The organism is Atlantibacter sp. RC6, assembly GCF_014193285.1.
Taxonomy (GTDB): domain Bacteria; phylum Pseudomonadota; class Gammaproteobacteria; order Enterobacterales; family Enterobacteriaceae; genus Atlantibacter.
Genome location: NZ_JACHZE010000002.1, coordinates 219,704 through 237,332, shown reverse-complemented (window position 1 = coordinate 237,332; position 17,629 = coordinate 219,704). Strand labels below are relative to the sequence as shown.

The following is a 17,629-nucleotide window of genomic DNA, read 5'->3' as shown; positions in this document are numbered from 1 at the left end:
CGACGAGGCGTGTATGTCTGAAACATTACTTTTGCGTCCCGCGCAGAAGCGGGAGGCTATTTTCGCCTGGGTGCTGCTGGGACTGCTGGCGTTCGCGCTGCTGCCGAGCTGGAGCCTGGACTATGGCCTGATGGAATCCACCTCTGACGAGATCCTGGATGCCTATGGCTGGTCGCACTGGAACGTCAGTGTGCTGTGGTATTTATTGCCATGCGTGCTGCTGCTGCGTCCTTTCCATGAATCGCGCCGCGAACAGCGCTCGCGCCACTGGTTTGACGCGCTGTGGGCGCTGGGCTGCATGGCGTTTGTGGTGATCAGCGCCACGCTGGTCGGGCGCGGTATGGGCTATGCCTCCATCGTGCTGTTTATCGCTTTAGGCGCTATCGCCACGCTGGCGCTGACCCGGCTGGAATTTCTCGGCGGCGACCAGTTTGTTATCGGCTCGCTGATTACTATTATCGCGCTGATTGGCGTGTTTATCGTCTGGCCCAGCATCGCTATTTTTATCCCGATGTTCACCAACGACGTGGGCGAGTTCGCCCCGCTGGCGTTTATGGCGGTGCTGGGACAGGCCCATATCCTGCAAGTTATCGCTAACTCGATCATGCTCTCCATGGCGGTGGGCGTGGGCTGTACTTTCTTTGGCCTGGTGCTGGCGATTTACACCACCCGCATCGCCAAACGCAGCGCCATTATCGGGCGCATCTTCTCGATTTTGCCCATCGTCACACCGCCGTTTGTGGTGGGCCTGGGCGTCACGCTGATGATGGGCCGTTCGGGCTACGTCACCGAACTGATGGTCGACTGGTTCGGTCTGACTAACACCAACTGGCTGTATGGCTTCACCGGGATTTGGCTGGCGCAGGTGCTGGCGTTCACCCCGATGGCGTTTATGATCCTCGACGGCGCGATTAAAACCATTCATCCGTCGCTGGAGGAGGCCTCCTACACGCTGCGCGCCAACCGCTGGCAGACATTTGTCTCGGTATTTATGCCGCTGTTGAAACCGGCCATGGCCAACGCCTTTTTGATCGTGGTGGTGCAATCGCTGGCGGACTTCAGTAACCCGTTGGTGCTTGGCGGCAACTTTGACGTGCTGGCGACGCAAATTTACTTCTACATTACCGGCTCGCAGCTTGACTATCAGGCAGCCAGTACCCTCGGCGTATTCCTGCTGCTGTTCTCCCTGCTGGTGTTCTGCATCCAGTACATGTGGATTGGCAAACGCTCTTACGTCACCGTTTCCGGCAAATCCTATCGCGGCGATGTGCAGCCGTTGCCGGTGGCGCTGGTCTGGAGCGTGGTGGGCCTGCTGGCGGTGTGGATCGCCTTCAACGCTCTGCTGTACGGCAGCATTTTCTACGGCAGCTTCACCGTCAACTGGGGCGTGGATTACACCCTGACGCTGGATAACTTTATCAAACTGTTCGGCCAGGGCATGGACGACGGCGCGTGGCCTTCGCTGCTCGACACGCTGTTGTACGCCGGGATCGCCGCGCCGATCACCGCCATCTTCGGGCTGTTGATCGCCTGGATCGTGGTGCGCCAGCAGTTTAAAGGCAAAAAGACCATCGAGTTCACAACCATGCTGTGCTTCGCGGTGCCGGGCACCGTGGCGGGCGTCTCTTACATCCTGGCGTTTAACAGCGCGCCGGTATACCTGACCGGCACGGCGGCGATTGTGATTATCTCGATGGTGATGCGTAACGTGCCGGTGGGTATCCGCGCCGGGATTGCGGGCCTTGGGCAGATCGACAAGTCGCTGGATGAAGCGTCACTGAGCCTGCGTGCCGGATCGCTGCGTACCATCGTCAATATCCTGCTGCCGCTGCTGCGCCCGGCGATCCTGTCGGCGCTGATCTACAGCTTTGTGCGCGCCATTACCACCGTCAGCGCCATTGTCTTCCTGGTGACGCCGGACACCCGCGTGGCCACGGCCTACATCCTGAACCGCGTGGAAGACGGCGAATACGGCGTGGCGATTGCCTACGGTTCGATTTTGATTGTGGTGATGCTGGCCATCATCTTCCTTTTTGACTGGCTGATCGGCGAAGCGCGCATTTCGCGTTCCAAAGCCAAAAACCAGGCGTAATCACGGAGCTTAACCATGACGCATCATTTTGTTGAATTACGTAATGTCACCAAACGGTTTGGCAATAACACCGTGATCGACAACATCAATCTGGCGATCCCGCGCGGCGAGATGGTCACCCTGCTGGGGCCGTCTGGCTGCGGCAAAACCACGGTGCTGCGCCTGGTGGCCGGGCTGGAAAAACCCAGCGAAGGGCAGATCTTTATCGACGGCGAGGATGTGACGCATCGCTCCATCCAACAGCGCGATATCTGTATGGTGTTCCAGTCTTACGCACTGTTTCCCCATATGTCGCTGGGAGAAAACGTGGGCTATGGCCTGAAGATGCTCGGCGTAGGGCGCGCCGAGATCAAACAGCGGGTGAAAGAGGCGCTGGCGATGGTCGATCTCGACGGCTTTGAAGATCGCTATGTGGATCAGATTTCCGGCGGCCAGCAGCAGCGCGTGGCGCTGGCTCGCGCTCTGATCCTCAAACCAAAAGTGCTGCTGTTCGATGAGCCGCTGAGTAACCTTGACGCCAACCTGCGCCGCAGCATGCGCGATAAAATCCGCGAGCTGCAAAAGCAGTTCAACATTACCTCGCTGTATGTCACCCATGACCAGAGCGAAGCTTTTGCGGTGTCGGATACGGTGCTGGTGATGAACAAAGGCCACATCATGCAGATCGGTTCGCCGCAGGCGCTGTACCGGCAACCGGCCTCGCGCTTTATGGCGAGTTTTATGGGCGACGCCAACCTGTTCCCGGCGCAGTTTGGCGCGGATTATGTCGATATTTACGGCTACCGCCTGCCGCGCCCGGAGAACATCGCGCCGATGGGCGAAGGCACCGTGGGCGTGCGTCCGGAGGCCATCACCCTTGGCACGCACGGCGAAGAGAGCCAGCGTTGCGTGATTCGTCACGTTGCTTATATGGGGCCGCAGTATGAAGTGATCGTCGACTGGCACGGGCAGCAGATTTTGTTGCAGGTTAACGCCACGCGTTTACAGCCGGATGTGGGCGAGCACTATTATCTGCAAATCCACCCTTACGGTATGTTCGCGCTGGCGGAAAATAACTGAAGCCAGTGAGAAGGAAAAGATTAATTGCTGTAACAGTGCGGCGCAAAAAAATACCCCGCTTTAGTGGCGGGGTTAAACGAGGCCTGTTGCGTCTTGTTACCAGACATCTTACTGACGGCTACTTTATTCCAGTTTGCCGTTGATAATGCGGCAGAACGTGACTTTTGTGCGGATTCGGAATTTATTTCCCTGCATCTATACCGGGCCGGCTTTATTTTTATCGTCAAAGGATTTTTTTGCCCGGGGCAAAAACAACACCGCAAAATAATCCTTTACCTGCACAAACATCCTCAGCCCCTTCGAAATATCACCATGTTAGGTTAACGGCATCGTATTTAGTCTTAAGGTTGTTGCCCATGGCCCGCTATTATTTTTCCTGCCCTGAAGTCTATTTTGGCGAACAGGCGATGACGTCGCTCAGCCAGTTTAATGATAAACGCGTCGGCATCGTGACCGATGATTTTATGGTGTCATCGGGTAAAACTCGCTATTTGATCAATCACATGCCGCAGGCAGCGGTGTGTATTTTCGGCGAGGTTAAACCCGATCCGGATATCGATATTTTGACCGCGGGCGCGGCGCGTTTTAAAGCGTTTAAGCCTGATGTGATTATTGCCCTCGGCGGCGGATCGTCACTGGACGCGGCTAAGGGGATCAAAGTCACGCTGGAAGAGTATTTTGCCGATCATCATATTGATTTGATCGCCATTCCCACCACCAGCGGGTCCGGCTCTGAAGTCACCGCTTATGCGATCATTTCCGATCCGCAAAATGGCCGCAAATACCCGCTGATCTCTGAACATCTGGTGCCGGATATCGCCATTCTCGACCCGAATCTGGTGTTAACCGTGCCGCGCTCTGTGGCGGTAGATACCGGGATGGACGTGCTGACCCATGCCATTGAAGCCTTTGTCTCCACAGGCGCAAACGACTTCAGCGACGCGCTGGCGGAAAAGGCTATCGCATTGACCTGGCGCTATCTGCCGCAGGTGTTCAACGATGAAAAAGACATTGCGGCGCGCACCCATATGCACAACGCCTCTTGTATGGCGGGCATGGCGTTTAACTCCGCGGGGCTTGGGCTGGTACACGGTATGGCTCACGCCATCGGCGGGATGCTGCATATTCCACACGGCAAAATCAACGCCATGCTGCTGCCGATTGTGATTGATTTCAACAGCAAACAGGCGAGCGCCGCGACCCGCGATCGCTACCACCGCTGCGCGCAGATTATGGGTATTGACCATGCAATACCCGAGCAGGCCATCATGTTGATGACCCAGGCTATCCGTCAGATCAATCGTCATTTCGGCATCCCCGCCACGCTCAGCGAACTGGGCATCGACCGCGCGAAAATCGCCAAATTGCGCAGCGCACTGGTGAACTCGGCGCTGGCTGATGGTTGCACGGCGTCCAACCCGCGCCAGGCGACGGCGCATGACCTCGAAGGGCTGATCGACCAGATCACCGGCTAGCTGGACAACTTTGTCCAGCCTTCGTGAAGCGGTCAAAAAAGTCCTGCTGATAAACAAAAACCGGGCGTCGTTACTCCTTATCCTGATTAACAGACGTCCAGTACCCAAGCGATAACCCAATAATCAGGTCGTACCCGTTATGAATTACACCGAACAACAAGCCGAGTGGATCACCCAACAAATCCTGCAGGAACTCGCCGCCAGGAAAAGCCCGACACCCCCTGCGCCTGCCGCCAGCCCCGCCGCGCTGGATATCCCGGTAGGGGTGTCCAACCGCCATGTGCATCTGTGCCGTGAGGATATGGACATTTTGTTTGGCTACGGCTCGACGTTGACCCGTTTTAAAGCGGTGAAACAGCCCGGCCAGTATGCCGCCGAAGAGATGGTGACGCTGCGCGGGCCAAAAGGTGAGCTCAGCAAAGTGCGCGTGTTAGGGCCGCTGCGTAATACCACGCAGGTAGAGATTTCTGTGGCCGACGGCTTTGCGCTGGGCGCGAAAGCGCCGGTGCGGATGTCGGGGGATCTGCTGGATTCGCCGGGCATTGAAATCATCGGTCCAAAAGGGCGGGTGGTGAAACACAACGGCATGATTGTCGCCTGGCGTCATATCCATATTTCGCCCGAAGAAGCTGAACTGCACGGCTTGCGTGATGGGATGGAAATCGACGTGCAAACCCAAGGCCCGCGCGGCGGCGTGCTCAGCCACGTGGTCGTGCGCGTCACGGCGGATGCGGTGCTGGAACTGCATATCGATGTGGAAGAGGCCAACGGCTTCGGCTTGCGTAACGGCGATACCGTTCGCGGCATTAAACAGGACATGCGCCATGGCTGACAGCCCCGAAAACCGCCGTTTGCACGAACTGGCTGCGCTGATTGACAGCGGCGAATGTCGGCCCTGCACCGGCGCGTTGAAGGTGGGTGTGGATCTTGGCACCGCCAATATTGCCATCGTGGTGGTGGATGAAGATAACCAGCCGGTGGCAGGGGTAACGTACCCCTCCAGCGTGGTGAAAGATGGTGTGGTGGTGGATTACCTGACCGCCAGTCGGGTAGTGACGCGTCTCAAACAAATTCTTGAACAGAAATTGGGCCGCCCGCTGGATCGCGCGGCGACCGCAATCCCGCCTGGGATCTCTGAAGGCAACACCAAAGTGATCGTCAACGTGGTGGAATCGGCAGGCTTTACCGTGACCCGGGTGCTTGATGAACCGGTCGCCGCCGCCAGCGCATTGAATATCAAAAACGGCGCGGTGGTGGACGTGGGGGGCGGCACCACCGGCATGAGCATTCTGAAAAGCGGCAAAGTCACGTTCAGCGCCGACGAGCCCACCGGCGGCAGCCATATGACGCTGGTGATCGCGGGCGCGCTGGGTCTGCCCTATGCCGAGGCGGAAGAGATGAAAAAAGACCCGGCGCAGGAAGCGCAGGTCTTTACCCTGGTGCTGCCGGTGGCCCAGAAAATGGCCAGCCTGGTGTCGGGATGGCTCGCTTCCCAGCGGGTAAAAAATGTTTATTTGGTTGGCGGCGCCAGCAGCTTCAGCCAGTTTGCCGCCGTGTTCAGCAAGCAAACCGGTAAAAATGTCATTCCTTCGGTGGAGCCGCTATTAGTCACGCCGTTAGGCATCGCCATGAATGCGGGCCAGGGGTAAAGCAATGGACAGCCAGACCTTATCGCAACTGCTGGACCGCGTAATCGCCGAATTGTTGGCGCAGTCCGTCACGCAGAAAAATGTCCGCGTGGTGGTGACCGGAGAGGATATCTCCTCGCTGCCGGAAACACTGAGTTGCCTCGCGGCGCTTGAGCAGGCGGGCTATCAGCTGTGGATCAGTTTTTCTCACAGCGCCAGCCAGTCAGCGCTGAAATCCGCCTGTGTGGATGCGTTACGCCAGCGCGGCTCTCGCGCCGGATTTGACCGATCGCCGCCTCACTATGAGGCGCTCTATCTGCCTGCGCTCTCTGTTAACAGCATGAGCAAAATTGCGCTGGGCATTCGCGATAATCTGGCTTGTGAAGCGGTATTTCAGGCGTTACAGCACCGTAAACAGGTCATCGCCACGCTGCATCCGCAGTGTGTTGACAGCACGCTTCCGCTGCCGTTGCTGGCCCGTCTGGAAGGGTACGCACAGGCCCTGGAGAGCTATGGTATTGCGCTCTCGGGCAAACGCGCGGCCCACGCCAGCCCGTTGCCGCTAAGCCAATCCGCATCCGTCGCTACCCTGCCGGTGGCCGGTAAAAAACGCTTAATCACCCTGCGCGATATCCGCCTGCTGGCGACCGGTTCAGCGCTGCGCGTTGAGGGCAATACGCTGATTACCCCTGCCGCCAGAGATGAAATTCAGCGGCGCAATCTCACCGTTATCCACGGATAGCCGGAGGAAATATGTACCTCGCAAAAGTCACTGGCGCACTGGTTTCCACCACTAAACACGCCTCGCTGAATGGCTCGAAACTGCTGATGGTGGCGCGCCTCGATGAAAACTATCAGCCGACCGGCCATGCCCAGGTGGCAGTCGATACGGTTGGCGCGGGCAATGGCGAAATTGTGATTGTCACCACCGGCAGTTCGGCGCGGATGAGCAACAGCAAAGATCACTCGGTGATTGACGCCGCCGTGGTGGGCATCGTTGACTCACTCGAACTTAACGGTAAATAACGGCGCGAACGTTGAGGACACGTTGAGGAATAGTTATGTCTGTGAATGAGGCTTCGCTCGACAACTGGATTAACGAGGCTATCGCCACGCAACTGCCGGAACGCCGGATGTCCCTGAGCCTGGACGACAGCGAACTGCTGGCGAAGCTGGCCCGGGAAGCGGCCCTGGCCTGCGATGTGCCGATCGTTTTTAGTCTGGTGGATGCCTGCGGCCAGCAGCGGTTTTTCTTCAGCATGGATAACGCCCTGTTGGTCAGCCATACCCTGGCGCCACAAAAGGCCTGGACCGCAGTGGCGCTCAAAATGCCCACCCATGAACTGGCAACCCTGGTGCAGCCGGGCGGTGATTTGTACGGCCTTGAGAAAGAAAAAGATATCTGCTGCTTTGGCGGTGGTTTTCCCTGCTGGTCGGGCGGGCGTTTGCTCGGCGGCATTGGCATCAGCGGCGGCAGCGTTGAGGAAGATATGCTCATCGCCCGCCAGGCGCTGGCGCGGTTTAGCGCGCTGCGTTATCCCCTCGCAACAACCCGTTAATTTTTTTATCGCAGTCCATTTCAGGGGTCATCATGTCCTTAGCTTGTGTATTAGTGATTAACTGTGGTTCCTCATCAATGAAATTCTCCGTTATTCCCCAGGATGCCGATCAGCCGTTGCTGTCGGGCATGGCGGAGCGGCTGGGCATTGATCAGGCCGTCATGACGTTCAAAGACCGCGATGGTCATAAATCCACCGTCGCGCTGGACGACGCCAGCCATCAGCATGCGCTCAAAGTGCTGTTCGCGAAGCTCGACGAGCAGCAACTGCTGGCAACCATCAGCGCCATTGGGCACCGTGTGGCGCACGGCGGCAGCGATTTCAAAAGCTCGGTGCTGGTGACCGACGAGGTAATAGAAAAAATCCGCGCGCTGTCGGCGCTGGCCCCGTTGCATAACCCTGCCAACCTGATCGGCATTGAAGCGGCGCGCGCACTGCTGCCCGCGCTGCCGCAGATTGCGGTGTTCGATACCGCGTTCCACCAGACCCTGTCTCCGGCGGCTTACACCTATGCGATCCCGCTGGAGTACCAGCAGGATTATCAGGTGCGGCGATACGGCTTTCACGGGACGTCTCATCGCTACATCGCCGCCGAGGCGCTGGACGCACTGGATCTCGACCCGGCGGATCACGGCATCGTGATTGCCCACCTGGGCAACGGTTCATCGCTGTGCGCGGTGCAAAACGGCGCGAGCGTCGACACCTCAATGGGCATGACTCCGCTGGAAGGATTGGTGATGGGGACGCGCTGCGGGGATCTTGATTTCGGTGCCGCCGCCTATTTGGCGAAGTGCACCGGGCAAACAATCGACGCGCTGTACAAAATGGTCAATAACCAGTCCGGCCTGATGGGGATTTCCGGCTTATCCAGCGACTGCCGCACCCTTCAACAGGCGCGGGATGAAGGCCACGAACGTGCAGCGTTAGCCATCGATGTGATGGTGCATCGTCTCGCGCGGCATATTGGTGGCCACGTGACCTCGCTGAAACGCTTTGACGCTCTGATTTTCACTGGCGGCATTGGCGAAAACTCGGCGCTGATCCGCGAACTCACCGTGCAACGCCTGCAGGCGCTGGGACTGGCGCTGGATCAAGAACGCAACCAGCAGCTGTTCGGCGGGCGCAGCGGCATGATTTCTAAAGCCGGCACCACGAAGATTGCCGTCATCCCCACCAATGAAGAAAAAATGATTGCCATGGACGCCGTAGAGATCGCCCGTACGGCGTAACGAATCAGCAAAAATGCGATCGCTTTAACGGTAATTATTATTGCTATTTGGCTGAGGAATATTTTGCGCAAGGCGCATCAACATCAGGACTTTTATTGCCGATCCCAGGTGGATTTTATTGTCGATTCGGCAGAGGCAAAAACAAGATAGTCCCGCTGGCGCGCAAAACATTTTGTCCGAATAACTTTAGCATCATGATGAGTCAATAATTAACGCACATGGGTAAATCCGTGGATTGCTATTCCTCTGTGCACGTTTTCTTTCTATCGGAAATATCGAGGTTGTTATGCAACAAGAAGCATTAGGAATGGTTGAAACGAAAGGCCTGGTTTCTGCAATTGAAGCCGCAGACACCATGGTGAAATCCGCCAACGTGACCCTGGTAGGTTATGAAAAAATCGGTTCCGGCCTGGTGACCGTGATGGTTCGTGGCGACGTGGGTGCCGTGAAAGCCGCGACTGACGCAGGTTCTGCCGCGGCGGGTAAAGTGGGCGAGCTGGTCTCCGTACACGTTATTCCGCGCCCGCACATTGAGGTGGAAAAAATTCTGCCGAAGGCCGTCGGTTAATAACAATAAAGGATACTGATCATGAGAGATAATCTTGTTGAGCAGATTATATCTGACGTAATGAATAAACAAACCGACGCCCAACCGAAAGCCAAAACCGCAGCGAATTTCGCGGGTTGTGGTATTACGGAATTTGTCGGTACTGCGTTGGGTCACACTATCGGCCTGGTGATTGCCAATGTCGATAATCAATTGCATGAAGTCATGAATATCGACAAGAAATATCGCTCTATCGGTATTCTGGGCGCGCGCACTGGCGCAGGTCCGCATATTTTTGCGGCTGATGAAGCGATTAAAGCAACCAACAGCGAAATTATTTCTATTGAGCTGGCCCGTGATACCGAAGGCGGTGGCGGACACGGTTGCTTAATTATTTTCGGCGCATCTGATGTTTCCGACGTCAGACGTGCGGTTGAAGTGGCGCTGTCTGAAATTGAACGCACCATGGGCGACGTTTATGGCTCGCCAGCCGGTCACCTGGAATTCCAGTACACCGCACGTGCCAGCTATGCGCTGAACAAAGCGCTGGGCGCGCCGATCGGCAAATCCTTTGGGATGACCTGCGCCTCGCCTGCGGCGATTGGCCTGGTGATTGCCGACGCTGCGGCGAAATCCGCTGTGATTGACCCGGTGGGTTATGCCAGCCCGTCGAAAGGCACCAGCTTCAGTAACGAAGTGATCTTTACCTTCTCCGGTGATTCCGGTGCGGTACGCCAGGCGGTGATTGCCGCGCGTGAAGTCGGTCTGCAACTGCTCTCCACGTTAGATCCGGCGGAAATTAAATCCACCACGACGCCGTATATCTAAGCATCGGGTGACGACGCGCGCGACGCGGTCAGCAGAGGAAGAGTAGTAAGGAATTTAAAGATGAATGATATTGAAATCGCTCAGGCTGTCTCGACCATTCTGAGCAAATTCACCAAAGCAACACCGGATGCGGCTCCGGCAGCGGCTCCCGCCACGTCAGCAACGGCGCGGGTCGACGGGCTGGATGAAATCGTCGCTAAGGCGCTGGCGCAGCAGTCCTCCGGGCGCGCCGCCTGTGCAACGTCTCAGGTAGCGAACGCGGGCACCGGCGCATTCGATACCATGGATGAGGCAATTTCCGCCGCCGTCCTGGCGCAGGTGCAGTATCGCCACTGTTCTATGCAAGACCGCGCCTCGTTTATCAATGGCATTCGGGATGTTTTCCTGCAGGAAGACGTGCTGTGCGCCATTTCCCGTATGGCGGTGGAAGAGACCGGTATGGGTAATTACGAGGACAAACTGATTAAAAACCGCGTCGCAGCGCTGAAAACGCCAGGTCTTGAAGACCTGGCCACTAGCGCGGTTACCGGAGACGGCGGCTTAACGCTGATCGAATACTCCGCGTTCGGGGTGATTGGTTCGATTACGCCAACAACTAACCCGACTGAAACCATCATCAACAACAGCATTGGCATGCTGGCGGCAGGTAACACCGTCGTGTTCAGTCCACATCCGCGCTCGCGCAAAGTGTCGCTGTACGCGGTTGAGCTGATTAACAACAAGCTCGCCCAGTTGGGCGCGCCGGCGAACATGGTGGTGACGGTGACCAAACCGTCTATCGACAACACCAACGCCCTGATCAACGACCCGCGCATTAACATGCTGGTGGCGACCGGCGGTCCGGCCATCGTGAAAACCGTGATGTCGTCCGGTAAGAAAGCGATTGGCGCAGGCGCAGGTAACCCGCCAGCGGTGGTAGACGAAACGGCGGATATTGAAAAAGCAGCCCGCGACATCATTAAAGGCTGTAGCTTTGACAACAACCTGCCGTGCGTGGCGGAAAAAGAAGTGATCGTGGTGAACCAGGTGGCGGACTATCTGATTCACTGCATGAAGAAAAGCGGTGCCTATCTGCTGTGCGATAAGAAGTTGATTCAGCAGCTGCAGTCGCTGGTGCTTAACGAAAAAGGTACCGGGCCGAATACCGCCTTTGTCGGCAAAGATGCGCGCTACATCCTGCAACAGCTGGGGATCACGGTTGGCGACGATATTAAAGTCATCTTAATTGAGACTGAGAAGACCCATCCTTTCGTGGTGCACGAACTGATGATGCCGGTCCTGCCGGTGGTGCGCGTCGACAACGTGGATGAAGCCATCGAGCTGGCGGTGAAAGTGGAGCACGGCAATCGCCATACCGCGATTATGCACTCTACCAACGTCGAAAAACTGACCAAAATGGCGCGCCTGATCCAGACCACCATCTTTGTTAAAAATGGTCCCTCTTATGCGGGGCTGGGGGTGGGTGGCGAAGGGCATGCCACCTTTACGATTGCCGGACCGACCGGCGAAGGGCTTACATCAGCGCGTGCGTTTGCACGTCAGCGTCGCTGTGTAATGGTTGAAGCGCTGAATATTCGCTAACCATCGCGAAGGGTAACTCAAAGATGAAAAAACGAATCATAAACGCGCCGACCCCGGATATCCTGGCCATGTTGAAACGGCGTATGCCTGGGGAGTTTCGTTCGCGTCTGGATTTGATTCGCATCGACGCCATTGGTTTGTTAATGCTGCCGGTTCCGGATCTCTATTTTTATGCCGACGTAGCCAGCAAAAGCGCCAATGTGGTGGTATCGGAAATCTTTGGCAGTTGCCCTCAGCACATCACCACCCTGGCCATATTTGGCGAAGTCGCGGCGGTGCATGAAGCCATGCGAATAATTGAGGAAGACGACAACCAGTTTTGAGAGTTCGCTTATGAAGAAGATATTACTTATCGCAGGCGATTTCTCTGAAGACTATGAAGTCATGGTGCCATGGCAGGCATTAAGCATGTTAGGTTTCAGAGTGGATGTAGTGTGTCCGGGTAAACGAACCGGCGAGTTTATTAAAACCGCGATTCATGATTTTGAAGGTGACCAGACGTACACCGAAAAACCCGGCCACCTTTTTAGATTAACCGCATCATTTGATGAAATAAGGTTACAGGAATATTGCGGCATTTATATTTCAGGCGGGCGTTCCTCAGAATACCTGCGATTAAATAAATCGGTTCTGAATATTGTGCATTATGCGATGAATTTTTCATTACCTGTTGCTGCAATTTGTCATGGTCCACAAATTCTGGCCGCTGCGGGGGTATTAAAAGGCAGGAAACTGACAGGATATTTTACGGTGAAACCCGAGGTGGAGATGGCAGGCGGTCTGTGGGTCACTGCCGCAGATGATGAGGTCGTCGTGGATGGTAATTTAATTACTGCGACCACCTGGATGGGACATCCGGCAATATTACGTCACTTTATTACTCAAACAGGTACCAGCATTATTCATTAATACCCCGGCATCGCCGCAAGGTTAACAAAATATATTCGGGAGTTTTATATGTTAGAGAAAGGCTTTTCTAATCCGACTGACCGTGTTGTAAGACTGAAAAATATGATCCTGACGGCGAAGCCGTATGTGGAATCAGAACGCGCAGTACTGGCAACCGAAGCATATAAAGAAACAGAACAGCTGCCGGCGATTATGCGCCGCGCAAAAGTGGTTGAAAAAATCTTTAATCAATTACCGGTGACGATCCGCCCGGATGAATTAATCGTTGGCGCGGTAACCATTAATCCTCGCTCGACTGAAATCTGCCCTGAGTTCTCCTACGACTGGGTGGAAAAAGAGTTCGAGACTATGGAACACCGTATCGCCGACCCGTTCATTATCCCGAAAAAGACCGCCCAGGATCTGCATGAAGCGTTCAAATACTGGCCGGGTAAAACCACCAGTTCTCTGGCGGCGTCTTACATGTCTGAAGGCACCAAAGAGAGTATGGCGAGCGGCGTATTTACCGTTGGCAACTACTTCTTCGGCGGCGTTGGCCACGTCAGCGTCGACTACGGTAAGGTGCTGAAAATCGGTTTCCGCGGCATCATCAATGAAGTCAGCCGCGCGCTGGAAGCGTTAGATCGCACCGAGCCAGGTTATATCAAGAAAGAGCAGTTCTATAACGCGGTGCTGATTAGCTACAACGCGGCGATCCGTTTCGCCCATCGGTACGCGGAAGAAGCGTCCCGCCTGGCGCAGCAGGAGAGTAACCCGACCCGTAAACGCGAACTGGAGCAAATCGCTCAAAACTGTACTCGCGTACCGGAATACGGCGCGACCACATTCTGGGAAGCGTGCCAGACCTTCTGGTTTATCCAGAGCATGCTGCAGATCGAATCCAGTGGCCACTCTATCTCCCCGGGCCGTTTCGACCAGTATATGTATCCGTACCTGGCGGCGGACAAATCCATCTCGCGCGAATTCGCCCAGGAGTTGGTGGATTGCTGCTGGATCAAGCTTAACGACATCAACAAAACCCGTGACGAAGTCTCTGCCCAGGCGTTTGCCGGTTATGCGGTATTCCAGAACCTGTGCTGTGGCGGTCAGACCGAAGATGGTCGCGATGCGACTAACGACCTGAGCTACATGTGTATGGAAGCGACCGCGCACGTGCGTCTGCCGCAGCCCTCCTTCTCTATTCGCGTATGGCAGGGTACGCCGGATGCGTTCTTGTATCGCGCTTGCGAACTGGTGCGTATGGGTCTGGGCGTGCCAGCGATGTATAACGATGAAGTGATCATCCCGGCACTGCAAAACCGTGGCGTTTCGCTGCGTGACGCGCGTGATTATTGCATCATCGGCTGCGTAGAGCCGCAGGCGCCGCACCGCACCGAAGGCTGGCATGACGCTGCGTTCTTTAACGTCGCCAAAGTGCTGGAAATTACCCTGAACAACGGTCGCGTTGGCAATAAACAACTGGGCCCGGTAACTGGCGAGCTGACTCAGTACACCAGCATGGACGACTTCTACACCGCGTTCCAGAAACAGATGGCGCACTTCGTTCATCAACTGGTGGAAGCCTGTAACAGCGTGGATATTGCTCACGGCGAACGTTGCCCGCTGCCGTTCCTGTCAGCACTGGTCGACGACTGTATCGGTCGCGGTAAATCGCTGCAGGAAGGCGGCGCAATTTACAACTTTACGGGACCGCAGGCATTCGGCGTAGCCGATACCGGCGACTCCGTCTATGCCATCCAGAAACAGGTATTCGAAGACCGCAAACTCTCTCTGAGCGAACTGAAAAGCGCGCTGGATGCCAACTTTGGTTACCCGGTTGGCGCAAATCCGCACACCCCGGCGGCCAAATCCTCACTCAACGAGCAGGATATCTACGACGTAGTAAAACGCATCATTGAGCAGCATGGCGCGCTGGATCCCACGGCGATTAAAAACGAAGTGTATCGCCAGTTGACCTCTGGCAGTGCAGCACCGGTGCAATCCGGCACTATGTCCCGTCACGAAGAGATCCGTCGTATCCTGGAGAACACGCCGTGCTTCGGTAACGACATTGATGATGTGGATTTAGTGGCGCGTAAATGTGCGCTGATCTACTGCCAGGAAGTTGAAAAATATACCAACCCGCGCGGCGGCCAGTTCCAGGCCGGTATCTATCCGGTGTCTGCAAACGTGCTGTTTGGTAAAGACGTTGCCGCACTGCCGGATGGCCGTCTGGCGAAAGAGCCGCTGGCGGATGGCGTATCTCCACGTCAGGGTAAAGATACTCTTGGCCCAACAGCCGCAGCCAACTCGGTTGCCAAGCTGGACCACTTTATCGCCTCCAACGGTACGCTCTATAACCAGAAATTCCTGCCGTCTTCTTTGGCTGGCGAGAACGGTCTGCGTAACTTCAGCGGCCTGGTGCGTAACTACTTCGATAAGAAAGGGATGCACGTTCAGTTTAACGTTATCGACCGCAATACCCTGATCGAAGCCCAGAAAAATCCTGAGCAACATCAGGATCTGGTGGTACGCGTAGCGGGTTATAGCGCCCAGTGGGTGGTGCTGGCGAAAGAAGTTCAGGACGACATCATCAGCCGTACTGAGCAACAATTGTCGTAAATACCAAACGGGCTATGTCGCAATACATAGCCCGTAACTTTCTCCACGACTTCTGGTTTTTATTTTTACCTGAAAGGGTAAGTCATCTGGCAAATATAGAGTGATGTTATGAATAAAGTTGAGTACGAAACCGAAGGCGTCATATTTAATATTCAACGCTATTCTTTGCATGATGGCCCGGGCATTCGCACCATTCCTTTTTTTAAAGGCTGCCCGCTATCCTGCAAATGGTGTAGTAATCCGGAATCACAACGTCCACAGCCAGAATTATTATTTAAAAAGAATGATTGCATCCGCTGTGGAAAATGTATTGAGACGTGTCCGCAGCAAGCGCTTTCCACCCGTAATGCCTGGTTTATCGATCGTGACCGCTGCATTCAGTGTGGTAAATGTACCGAAGTTTGCCCGACCCGCGCGCTGGAAATGAAGGGCAAGCGTATGTCGGTAACGGCAGTAATGCGCGAACTGGAAAAAGAAGAGAATTTATACCGTCGTTCAGGCGGCGGGATTACCCTGTCCGGCGGCGAACCGCTGGCGCAGCCGGAATTTGCCCGTGAGCTGCTTAAGGCCTGTAAAGCCAAAGGCTGGCACACCGCCATTGAAACGACCGGCTTTACCACCAAAGCGGTGATAGATGAGGTGTTTCCCTATGTCGATCTGGCGTTGACCGATATCAAAGCCATCGATCCGGAAATCCATGAACGCAACACCGGCGTGAATAACAGCGTGATTCTGGAAAACTTGCTGCGCATATCCTTTTTAACCAAAGTGGTGGTGCGTATCCCGGTGATCCCCGGCGTGAATGACAACCCGCAAGAAATCCATAATATCGCGGAATTCGCCCGCCTGATGCAAAACGTCGATACCATTCACCTATTGCCTTATCACAGCTTCGGTGAAAATAAATATAACTTGCTGGGCCGCCAGTATCCGATGGGCGATGCAAAAAGTATTGAAGAAGCCAAAATGGCAACGTTAAAAGCAACGGTGGAATCCTTAGGCTTTAACTGCCATATCGGCGGTTAATTAATAACGTCATCAGAGCGCGGAAAAAAAAGTGCTGCGCTTTTTTATTTGTTACGCATGAATATTATTTCAATTATAAAAATCTGGAGCCAGTCTGCATTTTTTATCTTGTCATTTAATTTAATCCAATTACAGAGGTAAGCTAGATGAATAGCTTAGATATTTTAGTTGCCTTCGGCGGCGGTATATTTGGCGCAGCTGTTGGCGCGCTGGCGGCGTTTGAATTCGTTGGGCTTCTGGTTATCGCGATGGCGGTAGTGCAAATTATTACCGGCGCGCCATCGGACTTTATTACTTTCCCGTTTGGACTGTTTGGCCCGCATACCGGCGGCTTTGCCGCAGGGGTGGCGGCAACGGCGTATGCAGCGAAGAAGGGCAAACTGGGTTCCGGGCGCGATATCACTGCCGGGCTGAGCGGTCTGGCGGCTTACGATGTGCTGCTGGTAGGCGGGGTTTTCGGCGCGGGCGGTTATATCATCGCCTGGGGGCTCAACCAAATCCCGGCTTTCCCGTCCGGTAATGCCTGGACCGATACCGTGGCGCTGACTGTCGTGATCTCTGGCGTGGTCTCGCGTCTGGTTTTCGGCAAAACGGGCCTGTTTGGCAAACCGGAACAGGGTATTCGTCACTGCTATCCGCCGCAAGATAAGTGCTGGATGCCTTACCATAGCCGCATTCCGCAGCTGTCTGTACTGGGCCTGGGTATTGGTCTGATGGCCGGTTTTTTAAGCCTGAAGTTTGGCGGCAATGGCGCGCTGCTGGCGTTTGGGATTTCCGCGTTCTCGCTGATTTTCCTGCACTTCAACACGCAAGTACCGGTGTCACATCATATTGCGCTGCCTGCTGCGCTGGTAGCGGTGTTGTCAGGAAGCCTGATTTGGGCGGCTATCGTCGGCATAATTTGTGCATTGTTGGGTGAACTGATGTCGCGTATCTTCCTGATCCACGGCGATACCCATATTGATCCGCCGGCGATGGCCATTGCCATTATGACCACGGCGATCAACCTGCTGGCGACCATGGGTTTATTTACGCTGGTTCCTCTGTTTTAATCCCGCCCTGTAACCAGCCAGCAGGTTATGCCTGCTGGCTTTT

17 protein-coding genes are annotated in these 17,629 nt (G+C 55.3%); all 17 read left to right on the top strand.

Annotation, left to right across the window (positions count from 1 at the left end):
• Positions 1-13 precede the first annotated feature (13 nt).
• The 17 genes from FHW74_RS06120 to grpO all read left to right on the top strand — a co-directional run bounded on the left by FHW74_RS06120 (position 14) and on the right by grpO (position 17,586).
• Positions 14-2,092, top strand: a complete 2,079-nt coding sequence (locus tag FHW74_RS06120) for an iron ABC transporter permease (RefSeq protein WP_183169630.1) — start codon at positions 14-16, stop codon at positions 2,090-2,092.
• A 15-nt stretch (positions 2,093-2,107) separates the two neighbouring features.
• Entirely contained in the window at positions 2,108-3,151 is a 1,044-nt protein-coding gene (gene fbpC / locus FHW74_RS06115) for a ferric ABC transporter ATP-binding protein (RefSeq protein ID WP_183169629.1), read from the top strand.
• Between the two features lie 356 nt (positions 3,152-3,507).
• Entirely contained in the window at positions 3,508-4,626 is a 1,119-nt protein-coding gene (locus tag FHW74_RS06110) for a 1-propanol dehydrogenase PduQ (protein WP_183169628.1), read from the top strand.
• 139 nt (positions 4,627-4,765) lie between these two features.
• The gene (locus tag FHW74_RS06105; protein ID WP_183169627.1) at positions 4,766-5,458 is read left to right on the top strand and encodes a phosphate propanoyltransferase; all 693 of its coding nucleotides are present in this window, start codon (positions 4,766-4,768) and stop codon (positions 5,456-5,458) included.
• Positions 5,451-6,275, top strand: a complete 825-nt coding sequence (gene eutJ / locus FHW74_RS06100) for an ethanolamine utilization protein EutJ (RefSeq protein WP_183169626.1) — start codon at positions 5,451-5,453, stop codon at positions 6,273-6,275. Before FHW74_RS06105 ends, eutJ begins: the two co-directional genes overlap by 8 nt.
• Before the next feature lie 4 nt (positions 6,276-6,279).
• The gene (locus tag FHW74_RS06095) at positions 6,280-6,996 is read left to right on the top strand and encodes a flavoprotein (protein WP_183169625.1); all 717 of its coding nucleotides are present in this window, start codon (positions 6,280-6,282) and stop codon (positions 6,994-6,996) included.
• Between the two features lie 11 nt (positions 6,997-7,007).
• Positions 7,008-7,280, top strand: coding sequence for a propanediol utilization microcompartment vertex protein GrpE (gene grpE / locus FHW74_RS06090; RefSeq protein WP_122927237.1), 273 nt, complete (start codon positions 7,008-7,010; stop codon positions 7,278-7,280).
• Positions 7,281-7,315: 35 nt separating this feature from the next.
• Complete coding sequence (locus FHW74_RS06085; RefSeq protein ID WP_183169624.1) at positions 7,316-7,813, top strand: heme-binding protein; 498 nt, start codon at positions 7,316-7,318, stop codon at positions 7,811-7,813.
• A 32-nt stretch (positions 7,814-7,845) separates the two neighbouring features.
• Entirely contained in the window at positions 7,846-9,042 is a 1,197-nt protein-coding gene (tdcD, locus tag FHW74_RS06080) for a propionate kinase (protein ID WP_183169623.1), read from the top strand.
• A 286-nt stretch (positions 9,043-9,328) separates the two neighbouring features.
• Positions 9,329-9,610 carry a propanediol utilization system shell hexameric protein GrpH gene (grpH, locus tag FHW74_RS06075; protein WP_002438304.1) on the top strand — a complete coding sequence of 94 codons (282 nt, stop codon included), beginning with the start codon at positions 9,329-9,331 and terminating at the stop codon, positions 9,608-9,610.
• Positions 9,611-9,631: 21 nt separating this feature from the next.
• On the top strand, positions 9,632-10,417 hold the full coding sequence (gene grpI / locus FHW74_RS06070) for a propanediol utilization microcompartment protein GrpI (protein ID WP_183169622.1): 786 nt from the start codon (positions 9,632-9,634) through the stop codon (positions 10,415-10,417).
• 60 nt (positions 10,418-10,477) lie between these two features.
• On the top strand, positions 10,478-11,998 hold the full coding sequence (gene grpJ, locus FHW74_RS06065) for a propanediol utilization system aldehyde dehydrogenase GrpJ (protein WP_183169621.1): 1,521 nt from the start codon (positions 10,478-10,480) through the stop codon (positions 11,996-11,998).
• 23 nt (positions 11,999-12,021) lie between these two features.
• Positions 12,022-12,321, top strand: a complete 300-nt coding sequence (gene grpK / locus FHW74_RS06060; protein WP_122927243.1) for a propanediol utilization system shell hexameric protein GrpK — start codon at positions 12,022-12,024, stop codon at positions 12,319-12,321.
• A 10-nt stretch (positions 12,322-12,331) separates the two neighbouring features.
• Entirely contained in the window at positions 12,332-12,907 is a 576-nt protein-coding gene (locus FHW74_RS06055; RefSeq protein WP_183169620.1) for a DJ-1/PfpI family protein, read from the top strand.
• Between the two features lie 48 nt (positions 12,908-12,955).
• A complete protein-coding gene (gene grpM / locus FHW74_RS06050) occupies positions 12,956-15,508 on the top strand; it encodes a glycyl radical diol dehydratase GrpM (RefSeq protein ID WP_183169619.1) in 2,553 nt (850 codons plus the stop codon).
• 108 nt (positions 15,509-15,616) lie between these two features.
• A complete protein-coding gene (grpN, locus tag FHW74_RS06045; protein ID WP_183169618.1) occupies positions 15,617-16,534 on the top strand; it encodes a glycyl radical diol dehydratase-activating enzyme GrpN in 918 nt (305 codons plus the stop codon).
• A gap of 146 nt (positions 16,535-16,680) precedes the next feature.
• On the top strand, positions 16,681-17,586 hold the full coding sequence (gene grpO / locus FHW74_RS06040; RefSeq protein WP_183169617.1) for a propanediol utilization system permease GrpO: 906 nt from the start codon (positions 16,681-16,683) through the stop codon (positions 17,584-17,586).
• Positions 17,587-17,629: the final 43 nt, after the last annotated feature.